Annotated in this window: 16 protein-coding genes; 15 read left to right on the top strand and 1 reads right to left on the bottom strand. The window is 69.8% G+C overall.

The window, feature by feature from the left end; genetic code table 11:
* Nucleotides 1-43 precede the first annotated feature (43 nt).
* Genes STRIP9103_RS41105 through STRIP9103_RS41095 form a run of 3 tightly spaced genes read left to right on the top strand, consistent with a single transcriptional unit; the run spans nt 44 to nt 2,550 of the window.
* Nucleotides 44-1,015: a fumarylacetoacetate hydrolase family protein gene (locus STRIP9103_RS41105; RefSeq protein WP_009338722.1), complete on the top strand. Its 972-nt coding sequence runs from the start codon at nt 44-46 to the stop codon at nt 1,013-1,015.
* A gap of 39 nt (nt 1,016-1,054) precedes the next feature.
* Nucleotides 1,055-1,837, top strand: coding sequence for a CoA transferase subunit A (locus tag STRIP9103_RS41100; RefSeq protein WP_009338725.1), 783 nt, complete (start codon nt 1,055-1,057; stop codon nt 1,835-1,837).
* Nucleotides 1,834-2,550 (top strand): CoA transferase subunit B, encoded by a 717-nt coding sequence (locus STRIP9103_RS41095; RefSeq protein WP_009338731.1) that lies wholly within the window; start codon nt 1,834-1,836, stop codon nt 2,548-2,550. The genes STRIP9103_RS41100 and STRIP9103_RS41095 overlap by 4 nt, the downstream gene beginning before the upstream one ends.
* A 213-nt stretch (nt 2,551-2,763) precedes the next feature.
* On the opposite strand, the gene STRIP9103_RS41090 is transcribed toward STRIP9103_RS41095, so the two are convergent.
* The gene (locus STRIP9103_RS41090; protein ID WP_048821945.1) at nt 2,764-3,765 is read right to left on the bottom strand and encodes a LacI family DNA-binding transcriptional regulator; all 1,002 of its coding nucleotides are present in this window, start codon (nt 3,763-3,765) and stop codon (nt 2,764-2,766) included.
* A gap of 225 nt (nt 3,766-3,990) precedes the next feature.
* On the opposite strand from STRIP9103_RS41090, the gene iolC reads away from it, so the two are divergent.
* The 12 genes from iolC (at nt 3,991) to STRIP9103_RS41030 (ending at nt 18,109) form a co-directional block, all read left to right on the top strand.
* On the top strand, nt 3,991-4,980 hold the full coding sequence (iolC, locus tag STRIP9103_RS41085) for a 5-dehydro-2-deoxygluconokinase (RefSeq protein ID WP_009338706.1): 990 nt from the start codon (nt 3,991-3,993) through the stop codon (nt 4,978-4,980).
* The gene (locus STRIP9103_RS41080) at nt 4,958-5,857 is read left to right on the top strand and encodes a Cgl0159 family (beta/alpha)8-fold protein (protein WP_374005073.1); all 900 of its coding nucleotides are present in this window, start codon (nt 4,958-4,960) and stop codon (nt 5,855-5,857) included. The genes iolC and STRIP9103_RS41080 overlap by 23 nt, the downstream gene beginning before the upstream one ends.
* On the top strand, nt 5,854-6,738 hold the full coding sequence (gene iolB / locus STRIP9103_RS41075; RefSeq protein ID WP_009338723.1) for a 5-deoxy-glucuronate isomerase: 885 nt from the start codon (nt 5,854-5,856) through the stop codon (nt 6,736-6,738). The genes STRIP9103_RS41080 and iolB overlap by 4 nt, the downstream gene beginning before the upstream one ends.
* Nucleotides 6,738-8,621 (top strand): 3D-(3,5/4)-trihydroxycyclohexane-1,2-dione acylhydrolase (decyclizing), encoded by a 1,884-nt coding sequence (gene iolD / locus STRIP9103_RS41070; RefSeq protein WP_048821944.1) that lies wholly within the window; start codon nt 6,738-6,740, stop codon nt 8,619-8,621. The genes iolB and iolD overlap by 1 nt, the downstream gene beginning before the upstream one ends.
* A gap of 12 nt (nt 8,622-8,633) precedes the next feature.
* Entirely contained in the window at nt 8,634-10,124 is a 1,491-nt protein-coding gene (locus STRIP9103_RS41065; RefSeq protein WP_009338710.1) for a CoA-acylating methylmalonate-semialdehyde dehydrogenase, read from the top strand.
* A 41-nt stretch (nt 10,125-10,165) separates the two neighbouring features.
* Nucleotides 10,166-11,125: a TIM barrel protein gene (locus STRIP9103_RS41060; RefSeq protein ID WP_009338729.1), complete on the top strand. Its 960-nt coding sequence runs from the start codon at nt 10,166-10,168 to the stop codon at nt 11,123-11,125.
* Nucleotides 11,126-11,134: 9 nt separating this feature from the next.
* Nucleotides 11,135-12,559 (top strand): sugar porter family MFS transporter, encoded by a 1,425-nt coding sequence (locus tag STRIP9103_RS41055; protein ID WP_048821942.1) that lies wholly within the window; start codon nt 11,135-11,137, stop codon nt 12,557-12,559.
* Nucleotides 12,560-12,628: 69 nt separating this feature from the next.
* Entirely contained in the window at nt 12,629-13,648 is a 1,020-nt protein-coding gene (locus tag STRIP9103_RS41050) for a Gfo/Idh/MocA family protein (protein ID WP_009338733.1), read from the top strand.
* On the top strand, nt 13,645-14,511 hold the full coding sequence (locus STRIP9103_RS41045) for a sugar phosphate isomerase/epimerase family protein (protein ID WP_009338718.1): 867 nt from the start codon (nt 13,645-13,647) through the stop codon (nt 14,509-14,511). The genes STRIP9103_RS41050 and STRIP9103_RS41045 overlap by 4 nt, the downstream gene beginning before the upstream one ends.
* A gap of 278 nt (nt 14,512-14,789) precedes the next feature.
* A complete protein-coding gene (locus tag STRIP9103_RS41040) occupies nt 14,790-15,845 on the top strand; it encodes a sugar ABC transporter substrate-binding protein (RefSeq protein WP_009338714.1) in 1,056 nt (351 codons plus the stop codon).
* A gap of 312 nt (nt 15,846-16,157) precedes the next feature.
* Nucleotides 16,158-17,270 (top strand): ABC transporter permease, encoded by a 1,113-nt coding sequence (locus STRIP9103_RS41035; protein WP_009338708.1) that lies wholly within the window; start codon nt 16,158-16,160, stop codon nt 17,268-17,270.
* Between the two features lie 35 nt (nt 17,271-17,305).
* A complete protein-coding gene (locus STRIP9103_RS41030; protein WP_009338712.1) occupies nt 17,306-18,109 on the top strand; it encodes an ATP-binding cassette domain-containing protein in 804 nt (267 codons plus the stop codon).
* The last annotated feature ends 3 nt before the right edge of the window (nt 18,110-18,112 follow it).

The raw sequence follows: 18,112 nt of genomic DNA, 5'->3' as shown, positions 1-18,112 counted from the left end.
CCCGGTCTCCCCCGCCCCGCTCCCCGGCCGACAGGACCTCTCCATGCGCTTCGCCACGTACGAGTACCGCGACCGGCACCAGGTGGCCGTCGTCGACGAGGACGGCACCCTCCGCCCGCTGCCCGGTGTCCCTTCGCTGGCCGGCCTGCTCGCCGAGGCCGGCGGCCTGCCCGCCCTGCTCGACCGGGTCGCCGCCATGGTCGACGACTCGACCGGGCCGCACATCAGCGACGTACGACTCCTGGCACCGCTCCAGCCGCCCACGGTGCGGGACTTCGTCACCTTCGAGGAACACGTGGAGGGCGTACGACGCTCCGTGGACGGCACCGCCGGGGTGCCGGAGCAGTGGTACGCGGCCCCCACGTTCTACTTCACCAACCCCTACGCGGTGTACGGCCCGCACGACGACATCCCGATGCCGCCGGGGTCGAGCGTGCTGGACTTCGAGCTCGAAGTCGCCGCCGTGATCGGCGAGGAGGGCCGCGACCTCACCCCCGAGCGGGCCCGGGACCACATCGTCGGCTACACGATCTTCAACGACTGGTCCGCGCGCGACCTCCAGTCCGCCGAGATGCGCGTGGGCCTCGGCCCCTGCAAGGGCAAGGACACCGCCACCACCCTGGGCCCGTACCTCGTCACCGCCGACGAGCTGGAGAAGTACCGCGACCCGGACGGTCTCCTGCGCCTCGCCCTGACCGCCGAGATCAACGGCGAGGTCGTCGGCGCGGACCTCCTGTCCAACATGAGCTGGACCTTCGAGGAGATGGTCGCCTACGCGTCGCGCGGCACGACCGTCCGCCCCGGCGACGTCCTCGGCTCCGGCACCTGCGGCAACGGCGGCTGCCTCGCCGAACTCTGGGGCGTACGGGGCAGGCAGGACCCGCCACCGCTGAAGCCCGGCGACACGGTGACGCTGACCGTCGAGGGCATCGGCTCCCTCTCCAACACCGTGGTGCCCGGCCCCGATCCGGTCGCCGTCCCGGTCGCCCGCAGGCGCTTGCGGAAGCGGCCGTAACCACCGCCTTCCGTCAGGAACAGAAAGGCCCCTCTTCTCATGGACAAGGTCTGCGCGAGCGCCGCCGAGGCGGTCGCCGGCATCCCCGACGGCGCGTCGCTGGCCGTGGGCGGCTTCGGTCTCAGCGGCATCCCGGCCGTCCTGATCCGCGCCCTCTACGACCAGGGCGCCACCGGTCTGCGGGTCGTGTCGAACAACTGCGGCGTGGACGGTCGGGGCCTCGGCGTCCTGCTGGGCGCGGGCCGCATCGCCCGTGTCACCGGTTCCTATGTGGGCGAGAACAAGGAGTTCGCCCGTCAGTATCTCGCGGGCGAACTGGAGGTGGAGCTGGTACCGCAGGGCACCCTCGCGGAGCGGCTGCGCGCCGGCGGAGCGGGCATCCCCGCCTTCTACACCCCGGCGGGCGTGGGCACCCAGGTCGCCAAGGGCGGCCTGCCCTGGCGCTACGCGGCCGACGGCTCGGTCGCCGTGGCCTCCCCGCCCAAGGAGACCCGCGACTTCGCCGACCGCACGTACGTCCTGGAGCACGGCATCACCACCGACTTCGCCCTCGTACGGGCCTGGCGCGGCGACCGCCACGGAAACCTGGTCTTCCGCGGGTCGGCCGCCAACTTCAATCCGCTGGCCGCGATGGCGGGACGCGTGACGGTGGCCGAAGTCGAAGAGCTGGTGGAGCCGGGCGAGTTGAGCCCCGACGAGGTGCATCTGCCGGGCATCTACGTCCAGCGGGTGGTGCGGCTGACCGGCGACCAGGCCGCCGACAAGCACATAGAACGTCTTTCGATTTCCGCGTCTTCGACACAAGGGACCGTACGCGCATGAGCACCGACATCGACATGGGCACCGGCACCGGCACCGGCACCCCGAGCATCGACGGACGTACGGAACCGGGCGCTCTTACGCGACCGGGCTGGACCCGCGACGAGATGGCCGCCCGCGCCGCCGCCGAACTCACCGACGGCTCCTACGTCAACCTGGGCATCGGGCTGCCCACCCTCATCCCCGGCCACCTTCCGCCGGGCGTCCATGTCGTCCTGCACTCCGAGAACGGCATCCTCGGCACCGGTCCGTACCCGACCGAGACCGAGGTCGACCCCGATCTCATCAACGCGGGCAAGGAGACCGTCACCGTGCTGCCGGGGGCCTCCTTCTTCGACTCGGCACTGTCCTTCGGCATGATCCGGGGCGGCCACATCGACACGGCGGTCCTCGGCGCGATGCAGGTGTCGGCCGCCGGCGACCTCGCCAACTGGATGATCCCCGGCAAGATGGTCAAGGGCATGGGCGGAGCCATGGACCTGGTCCACGGCGCCCGCCGGGTCATCGTCCTCATGGAACACACCGCCAAGGACGGCAGCCCCAAGATCGTCAAGGAGTGCACGCTCCCGCTCACCGGCGAGCGCTGCGTCCACCGCGTCATCACCGACCTCGGCGTCCTCGACGTCACCCCCGAGGGCCTCGCACTCGTGGAATGCGGGCCGGGGGTGACCGCCGAGGACATCGCCGCCCGTACGGACGCGCCGGTGATCCTGTGATGCCGGGCCCTGCGACGGCCTCTGCTTCTGTGTTGTCCTAGGACATCCGCTGCCGTGCCCCAGGGCAACGGCATGACCTCGCGGAAGGCGAACACCACGCACGACGGCCCAGAGGAGTTCCCCTCGGCGCGGCGCCGGCGGAGCGGTTCGGGCCCCGGTTCCATGCCGCCGGGCAGGACCGGCACCGAGTCGCGATCGACCGGTGGTGATCCTTCAGGCCGACCCTTCCCGGGCCGGCCCACTCGTTCCCCGTACGACCAGTTTCGAGTCCAGCACCGCCTCCCGCGGCTCCAACTCCCCGTCCTCCAGGCGCTCCACGGCGAACCGCACCGCGTGCTCCGCCATGAGGACCGCGTCCTGACGGACGGTGGTCAGACCGATCGGCATCAGATGGGAGAGATGGCTGTCGTCGTAGCCGACGACCGACAGATCGCGTGGAACCTCGACCCCGGCCCGGGTCAGGGCCATCAACAGGCCCATCGCGCAACGGTCGTTGCCGGCGAGGACCGCCGTCGGCAGGGGCAGCCCCCTGTCACGCTCCTCCACGAGCAGTCGGCCGGTCTCGATACCGGACTGCTCCGTGTGCTCACCGGGTATCACCCTCAGCTCGGCCTCCAGCCCATGGCGACGCATCGCGGCCCGGTAGGCCCGCCGCCGCTCGGCCGAGCCGGGGCCCCGGCCGCCGTCGATGTGCACGATCCGACGGTGCCCCAGTTCGACGAGGTGGTCCATGGCCTGTCGTACGCCCTTGCCCTCGGCGGTGTGCACGCTGTCGACACGGGCGCGCGGCACTCGACGGCCGACCGAGACGGCGACCGTGCGCTGCCCGAGCGCGTCGAGGTCGGCGTCCGACGCGTCCGGGCCGAGCAGGATCACCGCCTCACAGCGATGACTGAGCAAGGCCTCCACGGCCTTGGCCTCGCTGCGCCCGGGACCGGTCGCCGACAGCAGCACCTCGTAGCCGAGCCGCTCCGCCTCGGGATAGATGCCCTCGACGAGGTCCGCCTGGAAGGTCTGGTGCACGGTGAACATGACGCCGAGCGTGCGGCTGCGCCCGCGCGCCAGTAGCCGGGCCGCGTTGTCGGGACGGTAACCGATCTCGTCGGCGACACGCAGCACCCGCTCCCGGGTCTCCCGGCCCGCTCCCGGCTGACCACGGAAGATGATCGAGACGAGCGCCCTGGACACGCCGGCCTTCGCGGCCACGTCCGCCATCGTGGGCCGCTGCTTGCCCGATGCATTCACCTGAGAACCACCCTTCGCCGCGCCCACCCTATGGGCGGCCCCGAAATCTCCCGGCAACAAGCTATTGACATGACATTTGGACAGGGGCCATCGTACTCGCACTAGAGCGCGCTAGTAGCGCGCGTCAGTCGACTCCTCCCCTGACAACTCCCCTGACAACTCCCCGGGTCTCCGGAGCGAAGGGAAACCGCCGCTATGCCGCTGGAAGTGCTGACCATGGGCCGTGTGGGAGTGGATGTGTATCCGCTCCAGACAGGTGTGGGGCTGGCGCAGGTCACCTCGTTCGGCAAGTACCTGGGTGGCAGTCCGACGAATGTGGCGGTGGCGGCGGCGCGGTACGGCCGGTCTGCGGCCGTCATCACGAAGACCGGGCGGGATCCGTTCGGGGACTTCGTGCGCGGTGCCCTGGAGGGGTACGGCGTGGACGCGCGGTTCGTAGGGGTGTCGGACATCGCGCCGACGCCGGTGACGTTCTGCGAGATCTTTCCGCCGGACGACTTCCCGCTCTACTTCTACCGGCTCCCCAAGGCCCCTGACCTGGACATCCGCAGCGAGGAGCTGGACTTGGGGGCGGTGCGGGACGCGGCGGTCTTCTGGATGACGGGGACCGGGCTGAGCGAGGAACCGAGCCGGTCGGCCACGCTCGCGGCTCTGGCACACCGGGCGAAGGCCGGGATCACCGTGTTCGATCTGGACTGGCGGCCGATGTTCTGGGCGACCCCCGAGGAGGCTCGCGGGTACTACGCCGAGGCCTTGCGGCACACCACGGTCGCCGTCGGGAATCTCGACGAGTGCGAGGTCGCCACCGGCGAACGCGAACCGTACGCGGCGGCGAAGGCGCTGCTGGCCGCCGGGGTCGAACTGGCCGTGGTCAAGCAAGGGCCGAAGGGTGTGCTGGCCATGGACCGGGACGGCTCGGTCGCCGAGATCCCGCCGGTCCCGGTGGACGTGGTCAACGGCCTCGGCGCCGGTGACGCCTTCGGCGGCGCCCTCTGCCACGGACTGCTGTCCGGCTGGGGCACCCGCCGGACCGTCGCCTTCGCCAACGCCGCCGGGGCCGTCGTCGCCGGACGGTTGTCCTGCTCCGACGCCATGCCCACCCGGACCGAGGTGGAGGAAAAGCTGCGCGCGGCCGCGGCTCGGGACCGGGCGACGGCTCCCGATGACATCGAACGAGAGGTGTGACGAGGTGCAGTCCGACAACGCGAACCGCGTCGTGGTGACCCGGGTCCAGGACCCCGGTGCCATCGCCGTGGCGGCGGCCCGACGTGTGAGAGCCACCTCGCTGCTCGGCGAGCACGGCAAGGCGATGATCATCGCCGCCGACCATCCGGCACGCGGCGCCAACGGCGTGGGAGGCGACTCCAACGCCATGGCCGACCGCTTCAAGCTCCTGGACCGCCTCTGCGTGGCACTGGAACGGCCCGGCGTGACCGGGGTCCTCGCCACCGCCGACATCCTGGAGGACCTGCTGCTCCTCGGCGTCCTCGACGGCAAGAGCGTCTTCGGCTCCATGAACCGCGCCGGACTCGCCGGTTCGGTCTTCGAGATCGACGACCGGTTCACCGGCTACGACGCCGAGACCATCGCCGCCATGGGCTTCGACGGCGGCAAGATGCTCACGCGCATCGCCCTCGACGACCCGGCGACCCCGTCCGTGCTGGAGAACACCGCCCACGCGGTCGACCAGCTCAACGATCGTCGACTCATCGCGATGATCGAGCCGTTCATCTCCGTCTGGCAGGACGGGAGGATCCGCAACGACCTCTCCACCGACGCGGTCGTCAAGTCCGTCACCATCGCCTCGGGGCTGGGACGGCGCACCGCCTACACCTGGCTCAAGCTGCCCGTCGTCGACGGCATGGAACGCGTGCTCGCCTCCTCGACGCTGCCGGCGCTGCTGCTGGGCGGTGAGGTCAAGGACCCCGACGCCGCCTTCGCCTCCTGGGGCAAGGCGCTCAAGCAGCCCACCGCACAGGGCCTGGTCGTCGGCCGCTCCCTCCTCTACCCCTCCGACGGCGATGTCGCCGGTGCCGTCGACCGGGCGGTGAGCCTGCTGTGACCGACACCGGCACCAGCAAGTACCACCTGCCCAAGGGGACCGCCGCCGAGGGTCCGTACGACCTCGTCGTCACGCCCGAGTCGGCGGGATGGGGTTACTCCGGTCTCCGGATCCTGGCCCTGGGTCCGGGACAGGCGCACACGCTCTCCACCGGCGACTCCGAGTTCCTGGTCCTGCCCCTGACCGGCGGCTGCACCGTCGCCGTCGACGGGCAGACCTTCGCACTCGACGGCCGCACAGATGTGTTCGCCTCGGTCACCGACTTCGCCTACCTCCCCCGCGAGTCGGAGGCCACCATCAGCAGCGCGACCGGTGGCAGGTTCGCGCTGCCCTCCGCCCGTACCGAGCGGAGCTCCCTCTCCGCCCGGTACGGGCCCGGAGCAGGGGTACCCGTCGAGTTGCGCGGCGCCGGTGCGTGCTCGCGGCAGGTGAACAACTACTGCCTGCCCGGCACCTTCGACGCCGAGCAACTGCTGGTGTGCGAGGTGCTGACGCCCGGGGGCAACTGGTCGTCGTACCCGCCGCACAAGCACGACGAGGCACGCCCCGGCCAGGAATCGGAGCTGGAGGAGATCTACCACTTCGAGGTCTCCGGCGAGAACGGCTTCGGCTATCAGCGTGTCTACGGCACCGCCGAGCGGCCGATCGATGTGCTCGCCGAGATCCGCTCCGGCGACACGGTGTTGATCCCGCACGGCTGGCACGGCCCGTCGATCGCCGCGCCCGGCTACGACCTCTACTACCTCAACGTCATGGCGGGACCGGGACAGGACCGTGCCTGGCTGATCTGCGACGACCCCGCCCACGGCTGGGTCCGCGCCACCTGGGACTCGCAGGACGTCGACGACCGGCTGCCGTTCGGCGCCGAGGAGAACGAGTGATGGAAACGATCAGGCTCACCACCGCGCAGGCCCTGGTGCGCTTCCTCGCGAACCAGTACAGCGAGCGCGACGGCCAGGAACACCGACTGATCCCCGGCGTCTGGGGCATCTTCGGCCACGGCAACGTCGCCGGCATCGGACAGGCACTGTTGCAGGCCGCCGTCACGCAAGAAGCCGATCTCCCCTACTACCTGGCGCGCAACGAACAGGGCATGGTCCACGCCTCCGTCGCCTACGCCAAGATGCGCGACCGGCTCGCCACCTTCGCCTGCACCGCCTCCACCGGCCCCGGCTCCACCAACATGATCACCGGTGCCGCGCTGGCGACCACCAACCGCATCCCGGTCCTGCTGCTGCCCAGCGACATGTTCGCCACCCGCGTCGCCGACCCCGTCCTCCAGCAACTGGAGGACACCCGGGGCGGGGACGTCACGGTCAACGACGCCTTCCGCGCCGTATCCAAGTACTTCGACCGCGTCTCCCGGCCCGAGCAGCTGATCCCGGCCGCTCTCGCCGCCATGCGTGTCCTCACCGACCCGGTGGAGACCGGCGCGGTGACGCTCGCCCTGCCCCAGGACGTACAGGCGGAGGCGTACGACTGGCCGGTCTCCTTCTTCCGGCGCCGGGTCTGGCACGTGGGCCGCCCGGTGCCGGAGGCAGCAGCCGTGGAACGAGCCGCCCGTCTGCTGCGCAACGCCGAGAAGCCGCTGATCGTGGCCGGAGGCGGCACCGTCTACTCCGGCGCGGAAACCGCGTTGCGCGCCTTCGCCGAAGCCACCGGCATCCCCGTCGCCGACACCCACGCCGGCAAAGGCGCCGTGGCCTGGGACCACCCCTGCTCAGTCGGCGGCATCGGCTCCACCGGCTCCTACGCCGCCAACGAACTGGCGAAGGACGCCGATGTCGTCCTCGGCATCGGCACCCGGTACTCCGACTTCACCACCGCCAGTCACACGGTGTTCGGCAATCCCGACGTCACGTTCGTCAACCTCAACGTCGCCCGGCTGGACGCGGTGAAGCACTCGGCGGAACCGCTGGTGGCCGATGCCCGGCTCGGCATCCAGGCCCTCGCGGGCGCGCTGTCGGACTGGGAGGTCGAGCCGGAGTACCGCGACCGCACCCGTCAACTCATCGCCCGTACGCGGGAGATCGAGGAGGAGTGCTTCGCCCCGGACCGCAACACGGGCGATCTGCCCGCCCAGACGCAGATCCTCGGCGCCCTCAACGACGTCCTCGACGACCGCGCCGTGGTCATCAACGCGGCCGGTTCGATGCCGGGTGACCTGCAGCAGCTCTGGCGGGCGCGCGACCCGAAGGCCTACCACGTCGAGTACGCCTACTCCTGCATGGGCTACGAGGTCGCGGCCGGTGTCGGCGCCAAGATGGCGGACCCGTCCCGTGAGGTCGTGGTCCTGGTCGGTGACGGCTCGTATCTGATGATGGCCCAGGAGATCGTCACCATGGTCTCCGAGGGGCTGAAGGTCATCATCGTCCTGGTCCAGAACCACGGCTTCGCCTCCATCGGAGCCCTGTCCGAATCCCTGGGCTCCCAGCGCTTCGGCACCAAGTACCGCTTCCGCGACGGCGATTCAGGCCTGTTGGACGGTGAGGTCCTGCCCGTCGATCTCGCCGCGAACGCCTCCTCGCTGGGCGCGGATGTGCTGCACGCGACCACGGTGGACGGGTTCCGTGTCGCGATGGAGAAGGCCAAGGCCGCCGGCCGCACCACGGTCGTGCATGTCGAAACCGACCTCTACGGACCCAACCCGCCCGGCCACGGCTGGTGGGACGTTCCCGTCAGCGAGGTCTCCGCGCTCGACTCCACGCGCCGCGCCCACGACACCTACGCCGCCGCCAAGCAAGCCCAGCGCCACTACCTGTAAGGACACCCTCATATGAACACCATCCCCCACTGGATCGACGGCGTCCGGGTCACCGGCACGGATACCGCCCCCGTCTTCAACCCGGCCACCGGCGCCGAGCAGGCCCGGGTCGTCCTGGGCGGGGCCGCCGACGTGGACGCGGCCGTCACCGCCGCCGCGAAGGCGTTCGAGACCTGGTCGGAGTCGTCGCTCACCCAGCGCACCCAGGTGATGTTCGCCTTCCGGCACCTGCTCGTGGAGCACGAGGAAGAGCTGGGCCGGATCATCTCCGCCGAACACGGCAAGACCATCGACGACGCCCGAGGCGAGATCGTCCGCGGACGCGAAGTCGTCGAATTCGCCTGCGGCCTCGGCGACGTCCTCAAGGGCTCCTTCTCCGACCAGGTCTCCCGCGGCGTCGACGTCCACGACTTCCGCCAGCCCCTGGGAGTCGTCGCGGGCATCACCCCGTTCAACTTCCCGGCGATGGTGCCACTGTGGATGCACCCCATCGCCATCGCCACCGGCAACACCTTCATCCTCAAGCCCAGCGAACGCGACCCCTCCGCCGCGAACTTCGTCGCCGAGCTGTACAAGAAGGCCGGTCTGCCGGACGGCGTCTTCAACGTCGTCCACGGCGGCAAGGACGCGGTCGACGCCATCCTCACCCATCCCGGCATCGAGGCCGTGTCCTTCGTCGGCTCGACCCCGATCGCCAAGTACGTCCACGAGCAGGCCACCGCCCACGGCAAGCGCGTCCAGGCCCTCGGCGGCGCCAAGAACCACGCCGTCGTCCTCCCCGACGCCGACCTGGAGTTCGCCGCCAACCACATCACCGCAGGCGCCTACGGCTCCGCGGGCGAGCGCTGCATGGCCGTGTCCGTCGCCGTCGCGGTCGGCGACGCGGCCGACGGACTGGTCGAGGTGCTGGAGCGCAAGGCCCGCGAGGTCAAGGTCGGCCCGGGTGACGCACCCGGCACCGAAATGGGCCCCCTCGTCACCAAGGCAGCCCAGGAGCGCGTCGAGAACGCCGTCGGTATCGCCGCCACCCAAGGCGCCACCGTCGTCGTCGACGGACGGGGCCTCAAGATCGACGGCCACGAGGACGGCTTCTTCACCGGCCCCTCCCTCCTCGACCACGTCACCACCGACATGGACGCCTACCAGGAGGAACTGTTCGGCCCGGTCCTGGCGGTCATCCGGGTCGAGTCCCTCGACCAGGCCATCGACCTCATCAACGCCAACCCCTACGGCAACGGCACCGCCCTGTTCACCGCCTCCGGCGAAGCCGCCCGACGATTCCAGCGCAACGTCAAGATCGGCATGATCGGCATCAACGTCCCCGTGCCGGTCCCGATGTCCTACTACTCCTTCGGCGGCTGGAAGGACTCCCTCATCGGCGACTCCCCCATCCACGGCCCCGAGGGCATCCGCTTCTACACCCGCCCCAAGGTCGTCACCACCCGCTGGCCCCAGCCCAGGCAACAGCACACGGCGGGTTTCGACTTCCCCACCTCCAACTGAACTCCGGCCGACCCCTCTCCCCTTCCCGAAGGACGTGCCCCATGGCAACGACGCCATCCCTCCGCACCACCGTGGGCAACCTCTGCCTCGGTTCCGCGCCCGACTCCTGGGGTGTGTGGTTCCCCGAGGACGAGCATCAGGTTCTGTACACGCGCTTCCTCGACGAGCTGGCCGAGGCGGGCTACAAGTGGCTGGAGCTCGGCCCGTACGGCTACCTCCCCACGGACCCGCGGCAGCTGAAGGAGGAGCTGGACGCCCGTGGGCTGCAGGTCTCCGGCGGTACCGCGTTCGGCGCGCTGCACCGGCCCGAGGCATGGGACGAGATGCTCGCCCATGTCCGGCAGGTGGCCACGCTGACGGCCGCCGCGGGCGCCCACCACCTGGTGCTGATCCCGCCCATGTACCGGGACGAGAAGACCGGTGACTACACCGAGTCGCCCGAGCTGACCGCCGAGCAGTGGGCCGGCTTCGGCAAGGCCGCGGACCGGCTGGGCCGACTGCTGCTGGACGAGTACGACGTACGGCTGGTCATCCACCCCCACGCGGACAGCCACATCCAGACGCGGCCGGAGATCGAGCGGCTGCTCAACGAGTCCGACAGCCGCTACACCAACCTGTGCCTGGACACCGGGCACGTGGCGTACGGCGGGGGTGACAACCTCGATCTGATCCGCCGGTTCGGTGAGCGCGTGGGCTATGTCCACATCAAGCAGATGGACCCGGAAATCCTCGCCCAGGTCGCCGCCGAGAACCTGTCGTTCGGTGAGGCGGTCAAACGCGGCGTGTGCGTGTCGCCGCCCGCCGGGGTACCGAACCCGGCCGATGTGGTAACCGAACTCGCCCTGTTCGACGCCGAGTTGTTCGTGATCGTCGAGCAGGACCTCTACCCGTGCGCCCCCGAGGTGCCGCTCCCCATCGCCGTACGCACCCGTGAGCACCTGGCCGGCTGCGGCCTCACCGGAACCCGACGCCCGACCGTCGACAAGACCGTCAACAAGTAGGAGGTGGCCATGGACGTCAGGGACGACGCGGCTCAGGCCCCCGCTGCCAAGGCAGACGACACCCCGCCCGCCGTGTCGCGGCGGCTGCGGCTCATCACCCTCATCGCCGCCTTCGGCGGTCTGCTCTTCGGTTACGACACCGGTGTCATCAACGGTGCCCTGCCCTATATGACGGACGACCTCGGGCTGACGCCGGTCACCGAGGGCATGGTCACCAGTTCGCTGCTGCTGGGTGCCGCGCTCGGTGCCGTCACCGGTGGACGGCTGTCGGACGCGCGCGGACGGCGGCGGACCATCCTCACGCTCGCCGTGCTGTTCTTCGTGGGCGCGCTCGGCTGCACGCTCGCACCCACGACCGCGGTGATGGTGGTCGCGCGGTTCGTGCTGGGCCTCGCGGTGGGCGGCGCCTCGGTGACCGTGCCGGTCTACCTCGCGGAGGTCTCCCCCGCCGAGCGGCGTGGTGCGCTGGTCACCCGTAACGAACTGATGATCGTGACGGGGCAGTTGCTCGCCTTCACCTCCAACGCGATCATCGCGCAGGTGGGCGGCGAGTCCGGCGGCGTCTGGCGCTGGATGCTGGTGATCGCGACGGTGCCCGCGGTGGCGCTGTGGTTCGGCATGCTGGTCATGCCGGAGAGCCCCCGCTGGCTGGCCTCCCAGAGCCGGTTCACCGACGCCCTGGAGGTGCTGAAGCAGGTCCGGTCGCGGCAGCGCGCCGAGGCCGAGCTCGCCGAGGTGTCCGCGCTGGCCGTGAAGGACGAGCGGGAGAAGCTCGGCGGCTGGCAGGACCTCAAGAGCACGCCGTGGATCCGCAAGCTGATGTTCGTCGGCTTCGGCATCGCCATCGTGCAGCAGATCACCGGCGTCAACACGATCATGTACTACGGCACGCAGATCCTCACCGACGCCGGCTTCGCCGCCGACAGCGCACTCACCGCGAACATCGCCAACGGTGTGATCTCGGTGCTCGCCACCTTCGTCGGCATCTGGCTGCTCGGCCGTGTCAACCGCCGCCCGATGCTGATGGCCGGTCAGATGGGCACCACGGCCGCCCTGTTACTGATCGGCGTGTTCTCCCTCGTACTGCCCTCCGGTGACGCCCGGGCCTACGCGGTGCTGGCGATGACCGTCACGTTCCTCGCGTTCCAGCAGGGCGCGATCTCGCCGGTGACCTGGCTGATGCTGTCGGAGATCTTCCCGATGCGGATGCGTGGCTTCGGGATGGGTGTCGCGGCCGTGGTGCTGTGGCTGACCAACTTCGTGATCGGTCTGGTCTTCCCGTCGCTGGTCTCCGGGATCGGGATCTCCAACACGTTCTTCCTGTTCGTGGTGGCGGGGGTCTTCTCCCTCACGTTCGTGAAGCTCTACGTCCCCGAGACCAAGGGCCGCAGCCTCGAAACCCTCGAAGCGGAACTCAAGTCCCGCTTCTCCTGATGTCCTCCCCCCTGTGGGCCGGGAGCGCATCGACTCCCGGCCCCCGCAAGCCCTTCGAAGGGAACGGCCATGACCGTACGTGTAGGCGTCATCGGCGCCGGAATGATCGGCCAGGACCACATACGGCGTCTGACCGAGGTCGTCACGGGGGCGCGGATCTCCGCCGTGACCGACATCGACGCCGAGCGCGCCGCCGAGGTCGCCGCCCGCGTGGGCGCCGCCGCGCTGCCCACCGGCGCCGAGCTGATCGCCTCGCCCGATGTGGACGCCGTCCTCGTCACCTCCTGGGGTCCCACCCACGCCGAGCATGTGCTGAACGCCATCGCGGCCGGCAAGCCCGTCTTCTGCGAGAAGCCGCTGGCCACCACCGCCGAGGACTGTCTGCGCATCGTCGACGCCGAGCGCGCGCACGGCCGCCGGCTGGTCCAGGTCGGCTTCATGCGGCGCTTCGACCCCGGCTACCGGCAGATGAAGGACGTCCTCTCCTCCGGTGCGCTCGGTACCCCGCTGATCGTGCACTGCGCGCACCGCAACCCGACCGTGCCGGACGCGTACACCTCCCCGATGGCCGCGCAGGACACAGCCGTGCACGAGATCGACGTACTGCGCTGGCTGCTCGACGACGAGATCGTCTCCGCCCAGGTGGTCACCCCGCGGGCCACGAGCAAGCGGTTCGAGCACCTCAAGGACCCGCAGATCATGGTCTTCGAGACGGCGAACGGCGTCCGCATCGACCTGGAGGTCTTCGTCAACTGCCAGTACGGCTACGACATCCAGTGCGAGGTCGTCGGCGAGGACGGTCTCGTGCGGCTGCCCACCCCGGCCGCCGTCGCCGTCCGCACCGCCGGGCGGCACAGCACCGCCGTGCCGCAGGACTGGAAGGCCCGGTTCGCCGAGGCCTTCGACACCGAGTTCCGTGAGTGGATCGACGCCGTCGCGGCCGGCGCCGAGCCCACCGGGCCGTCCGCCTGGGACGGCTACGCCGCGACCGTCATCACCGACGCCGCCGTCCGCTCCCTGGAGTCCGACGGCACGGTCGTCACCGCCGACATGAAGCCCCGTCCCGCGTTCTACGGAGGCACCGCGTGAAGATCGCCCTCGACCCCTATATGTTCCGCCATCTGTCGATCGACGACATGGTGCGCACGGTCGCCGAACTCGGCTACCAGTACATCGAGTTGTCGCCGCGTGACGACTTCATGCCGTTCTTCCTGCATCCGCGGGCGGACGACGAGCGTGTCGCGGAGTTCAAGCGGTCGCTGCGCACGCACGGGGTGCGGTTGTCGTCGGTGCTGCCGCTGTACAAGTGGTCGTCGCCGGACGAGACCGAGCGGCAGGCGGCCGTCCGCTACTGGAAGCGGATGATCGAGATCACGTCGGATCTCGGCTGCACGCTGATGAACTCCGAGTTCAACGACCGCCCCGAGCGTGCCGCCGAGAGCGAGGCGGCGTTCTGGCGCTCCCTGGAGGAGCTGCTGCCGGTGTTCGAGCGGGAAGGCATCGCTCTGAACCTGGAGGCGCACCCGGACGATTTCTGCGAGGAGAACACCCCCGCGGTCGACCTGGTCCGCGCGATCAACAAGCCCTGGGTGAACTATCTGTACTGCGCCCCGCACACCTTCCATCTGTCCGGAGCCGACCCCAGGGCCGACATCGCGGCGATGATGCGCTACGCCGGCGACAAGCTGAAGCATGTGCACATCGCGGACTCCTTCAACCACAAGGGCTCCAGCGGTCTGCGGTACATCCTCAACCCGCCCGGCACCACCGCCCGTATCCATCAGCACCTGGACATCGGGCAGGGCGAGGTCGACTGGGACGCGTTCTTCGGCACCCTTCGCGAACTGAACTTCGACGGAGCCGCCACGGCCTGCGTTTTCGCCTGGGAGGAACGCGCCCGCGAATCCTCCGCGTTCATGCTCGACCGAATCACCAAGGAACTCGCTTCCTAGGGCATCTTTTTCCGTCGAACTAGAGCGCTCCATAAAGAATCGAATACAGCGATCAGAGAGCCTTGCCGAGTATTGATCAGAACCCGGCAGGGCCCTCTGGCCTGCGCAAAACCTTCCCCAATCGCCGTAATCTTTTTGTTGGAACAACCTCGTGAAATCGCATTGACACCTTCGGCCAAAGGGGCGCTAATTTTCGCCAAAGAGGCCCCCATCCGGTCAGTCCCGCAATTCTCCGCGGGCGCGGCGCCTCACAGATTCCTCAAGGGAGAGGTAGAAACATGCCGCACTCCGCTCGCTCGTCCCGCAGACCCCGAGGCCGCCGGATCTCCGGCTGGCGCGCGCTGGCCGTCGTCCCCGCACTGGCCCTGCTCGCCGTGGGCTGCTCCAACGCCGCGGACGACACCGCGTCGGCCTCGGGCAAGGGCACCTCGCTGCAGTCGGGCCTCGGCAGCAAGGCGAAGGACCGCAAGGTCACCTTCCTGCTCCCCCAGGACCCGGGCGACCCGTTCTGGACGACCATCGCGCAGGGCGCCAAGGACGCCGCGCAGTTGCTGAACCTCGACCTGAACATGCAGACCAGCTCGGGCGACCAGTCCAAGTACAACGACCTGATCGGCAGCGCGGTCGCCGACAAGCCCGCCGCGCTGGCCGTCGTCCTGGACGACCCCAACAAGTACACCGAGAACGTCTGCGCGGCCCAGAAGGCCGGCATCCCGGTGATGACGTACAACATCACGCAGGAGGGTGCGGTCGGCGACTGCACGCTCGGCTTCGTCGGCCAGGACTTCGAGGAGGTCGGCTACCTCCTCGGCAAGCGTCTCCTCGCCGACCACCCCGACATCGGCAAGGGCGACACCGTCCTCACCCCCGTCGAGTTCCCGGACCAGGTCTACGCGGTCCAGCGCCACGCCGGCGTCGAGCGAGCCCTCGACGAGGTGGGCGCCAAGACGGAGATCCTCGGCACCGGCATCGAGGACTCCGCCGCCCTGGACAAGATCACGCAGTATCTGCTCGGCCACAAGGACACGGCGGCCGTCGTCCCGCTGGGCGGCACCCCGCACCGCAACGTCGTCAAGGCCATGGAGGACTCGGGGGTGAAGGTGCCCGTCGTCGGCTTCGACTTGGCGCCGCAGATCGTCACCGGCATCGAGTCCGGCGCCATCGACGCGGCGGCCGACCAGCAGGGCTACGTCCAGGGCTTCCAGACGGTCATGGAGCTCGGTCTGAAGCTCGACTTCGGTCTCAGCCCGGCGAGCATCAACTCCGGCGGCAGCGGTCTGGTCGACAAGTCCAACGTCGGCATCGCCAAGGAACTCGCCGGCAAGGTCCGCTGACCGGCGCGGTCCGGATCTGTAGGCACGGCCTCTCATCCGCCGGCCATTCGGCCGGAGCCTGTCCGGCGGATCCGTGTCGGCTCAGGCAGCGGCGCCCCACCGGCGCCGTGAGCGGGGTCCGCCGCGTGCGGCAGCAAGGCGGACAAGGGCGTCGGCGCGCTTCGACGCGCGGAGCGTCGGCGGCCGACGACAACGCGGCAGAGCGCGTGGCGGACCCCGCGTACCGGGCCTGATCCGCCGGACAGGCCTCGGGGCGGCCCGGCACCACCCGTCGGCCGCCCCGCCCAACCCCATCAGGAAGGCAGTACGAGCATGAGCGAGCGCAGCGGTCCGACGACCGCGGGGAGCATTGCGGCGGCCGGGGGCGCCGCCGTCGCGGAGGACGCCCCGACCGGGGGCGTGCCCGCCCGGAAGCGGACTCTCGCGGACTCCGCCCCCACCACCACCGCAGACCGCCTGACCGAGCGCTTCCGCCAGATCAGGGGGCGGGGCGCGCTGGAGATCGGCCTGGTCTTCGTCCTGGTGCAGCTCGGCTGCATCGTCTACTACCTCGTCGACCCCGTCGGCTTCCCCTACCTGGAGAAGTCCAACTTCAACGTCCTCAGCCAGAGCGTCCCGGTCCTCGCGATCCTCGCCATCGGCGCCGGTGTCCTGATCATCGCCGGTGAGTTCGACCTGTCGCTCGGCGCCAACTTCACCTTCTGCGCGCTGGTGTTCACCAGGTGGTACGCCGACGGGGCGGGCGCCTGGACCGCCACCGGCATGGCCCTGCTCACCGGTGTCGCGATCGCCCTGCTGAACGGCGTCCTGGTCACCAAGGCCAAGATCCCCTCCTTCATCGTGACGCTGGGCATGATGCTGTTCTGGGAGGGCGCGGCGCTCTTCTACAACGGCACCACGGCCGCCCTGATGGTCCCCAGCGAGACGGTGAAGCAGGTCTTCACCGCCGACCTCGGCTTCTTCCGGGGCCAGGCGCTGTGGCTGCTCGGCCTTGGTGTTGTGTTCTGGCTCCTTGTCCACAGACACCGGCTCGGCAACCACATCTTCGCCGTCGGCGGCAGCCCCGCCGCCGCCCGCGCCATCTCCATCAACCCCGACCGGGTCAAGATCATCGCGTTCGGCATCCTCGGGCTGTGCGTGGCCCTCGCCGCCGTCCTGACCGCCGTCCGCACCGGTTCCGTCCAGCCCGGCACCGGGCGCGGCATGGAGCTGAAGGCGATCGCCGCGGCCGTCGTCGGTGGCGTGGCCCTCTCCGGCGGCCGGGGCAGCGTCCTCGGCATGGTCCTGGGCGCGGCCCTCATCCTCACCGTGCAGGACATCCTGCTGCTCGGTGGTGCGCCCGGCTTCTACCTGGACCTCTTCGTCGGTCTGATCATCGTCGCCGCGGCCTTCTTCAACCGCATGATCGAGGGGAAGGCGAAGTGAGCGCCGCCGAGCCCACCGCCGGAAACGGAGCAACCATGTCCCCCACCGCCACCGCGGAGCGCACCGGCGAGGTCCTGCTGGAGCTGTCCGGCATCACCAAGCGGTACGGCCCCAACACGGTCCTCGACGACGTCAGCTTCAAGATCCACCAGGGCGAGGTGGTCGGTCTGCTCGGCGACAACGGCGCCGGCAAGTCGACGCTGGTCAAGACGATGTCCGGAGTCGTCGTCGCCGAGGAGGGCGACTACCTGTGGCGCGGCGAGAAGCTGGGCACGCTCAACCGCCAGGAGACCGAGAAGCGCGGTGTGGAGACGATCTTCCAGGACTCCGCCCTCGTGCCGTCCATGACCATCACCCGCAATATCTTCATGGGCCGTGAACTCACCAACCCGCTGGGCATGCTGAAGCTCAGGAAGATGGACGAGATCGCCGCGCGGATCCTCGACAGCGTGGTCACCATCGAGGGCATCAAGAGCCCCCGCCAGCTGGTCGGTTCGCTCTCCGGCGGCCAGCAGCAGGCGGTGGCGATCGCCCGTGCCGTGCACTTCAAGCGCAGTCTGCTGATCCTCGACGAGCCGACCAGCGCGCTCGCGGTCCGCGCGACCGAGGCCCTGCTCAACTATCTGCTCCAGCTGAAGCAGGAGGGCGTCAGCTCGGTCCTGGTCACGCACAACCTCCACCACGCGTACCAGATCTGCGACCGGCACATCGTGATGAACCACGGCCGCAAGATCCTCGACGTACGCCGCGAGGACACGAGCGTCGAGGAGCTCACCGCCGCCGTGGTCGAGGGCCCGGAGGGCCTGCGCCGCCACCGCGAGGGCAAGCCGCTCGCCTGAGAT

Source organism: Streptomyces ipomoeae 91-03, from assembly GCF_000317595.1.
Classification (GTDB): domain Bacteria; phylum Actinomycetota; class Actinomycetes; order Streptomycetales; family Streptomycetaceae; genus Streptomyces; species Streptomyces ipomoeae.
Note: the sequence above shows the minus strand (reverse complement) of the source record. Positions and strands in the feature narration are given on the sequence as shown.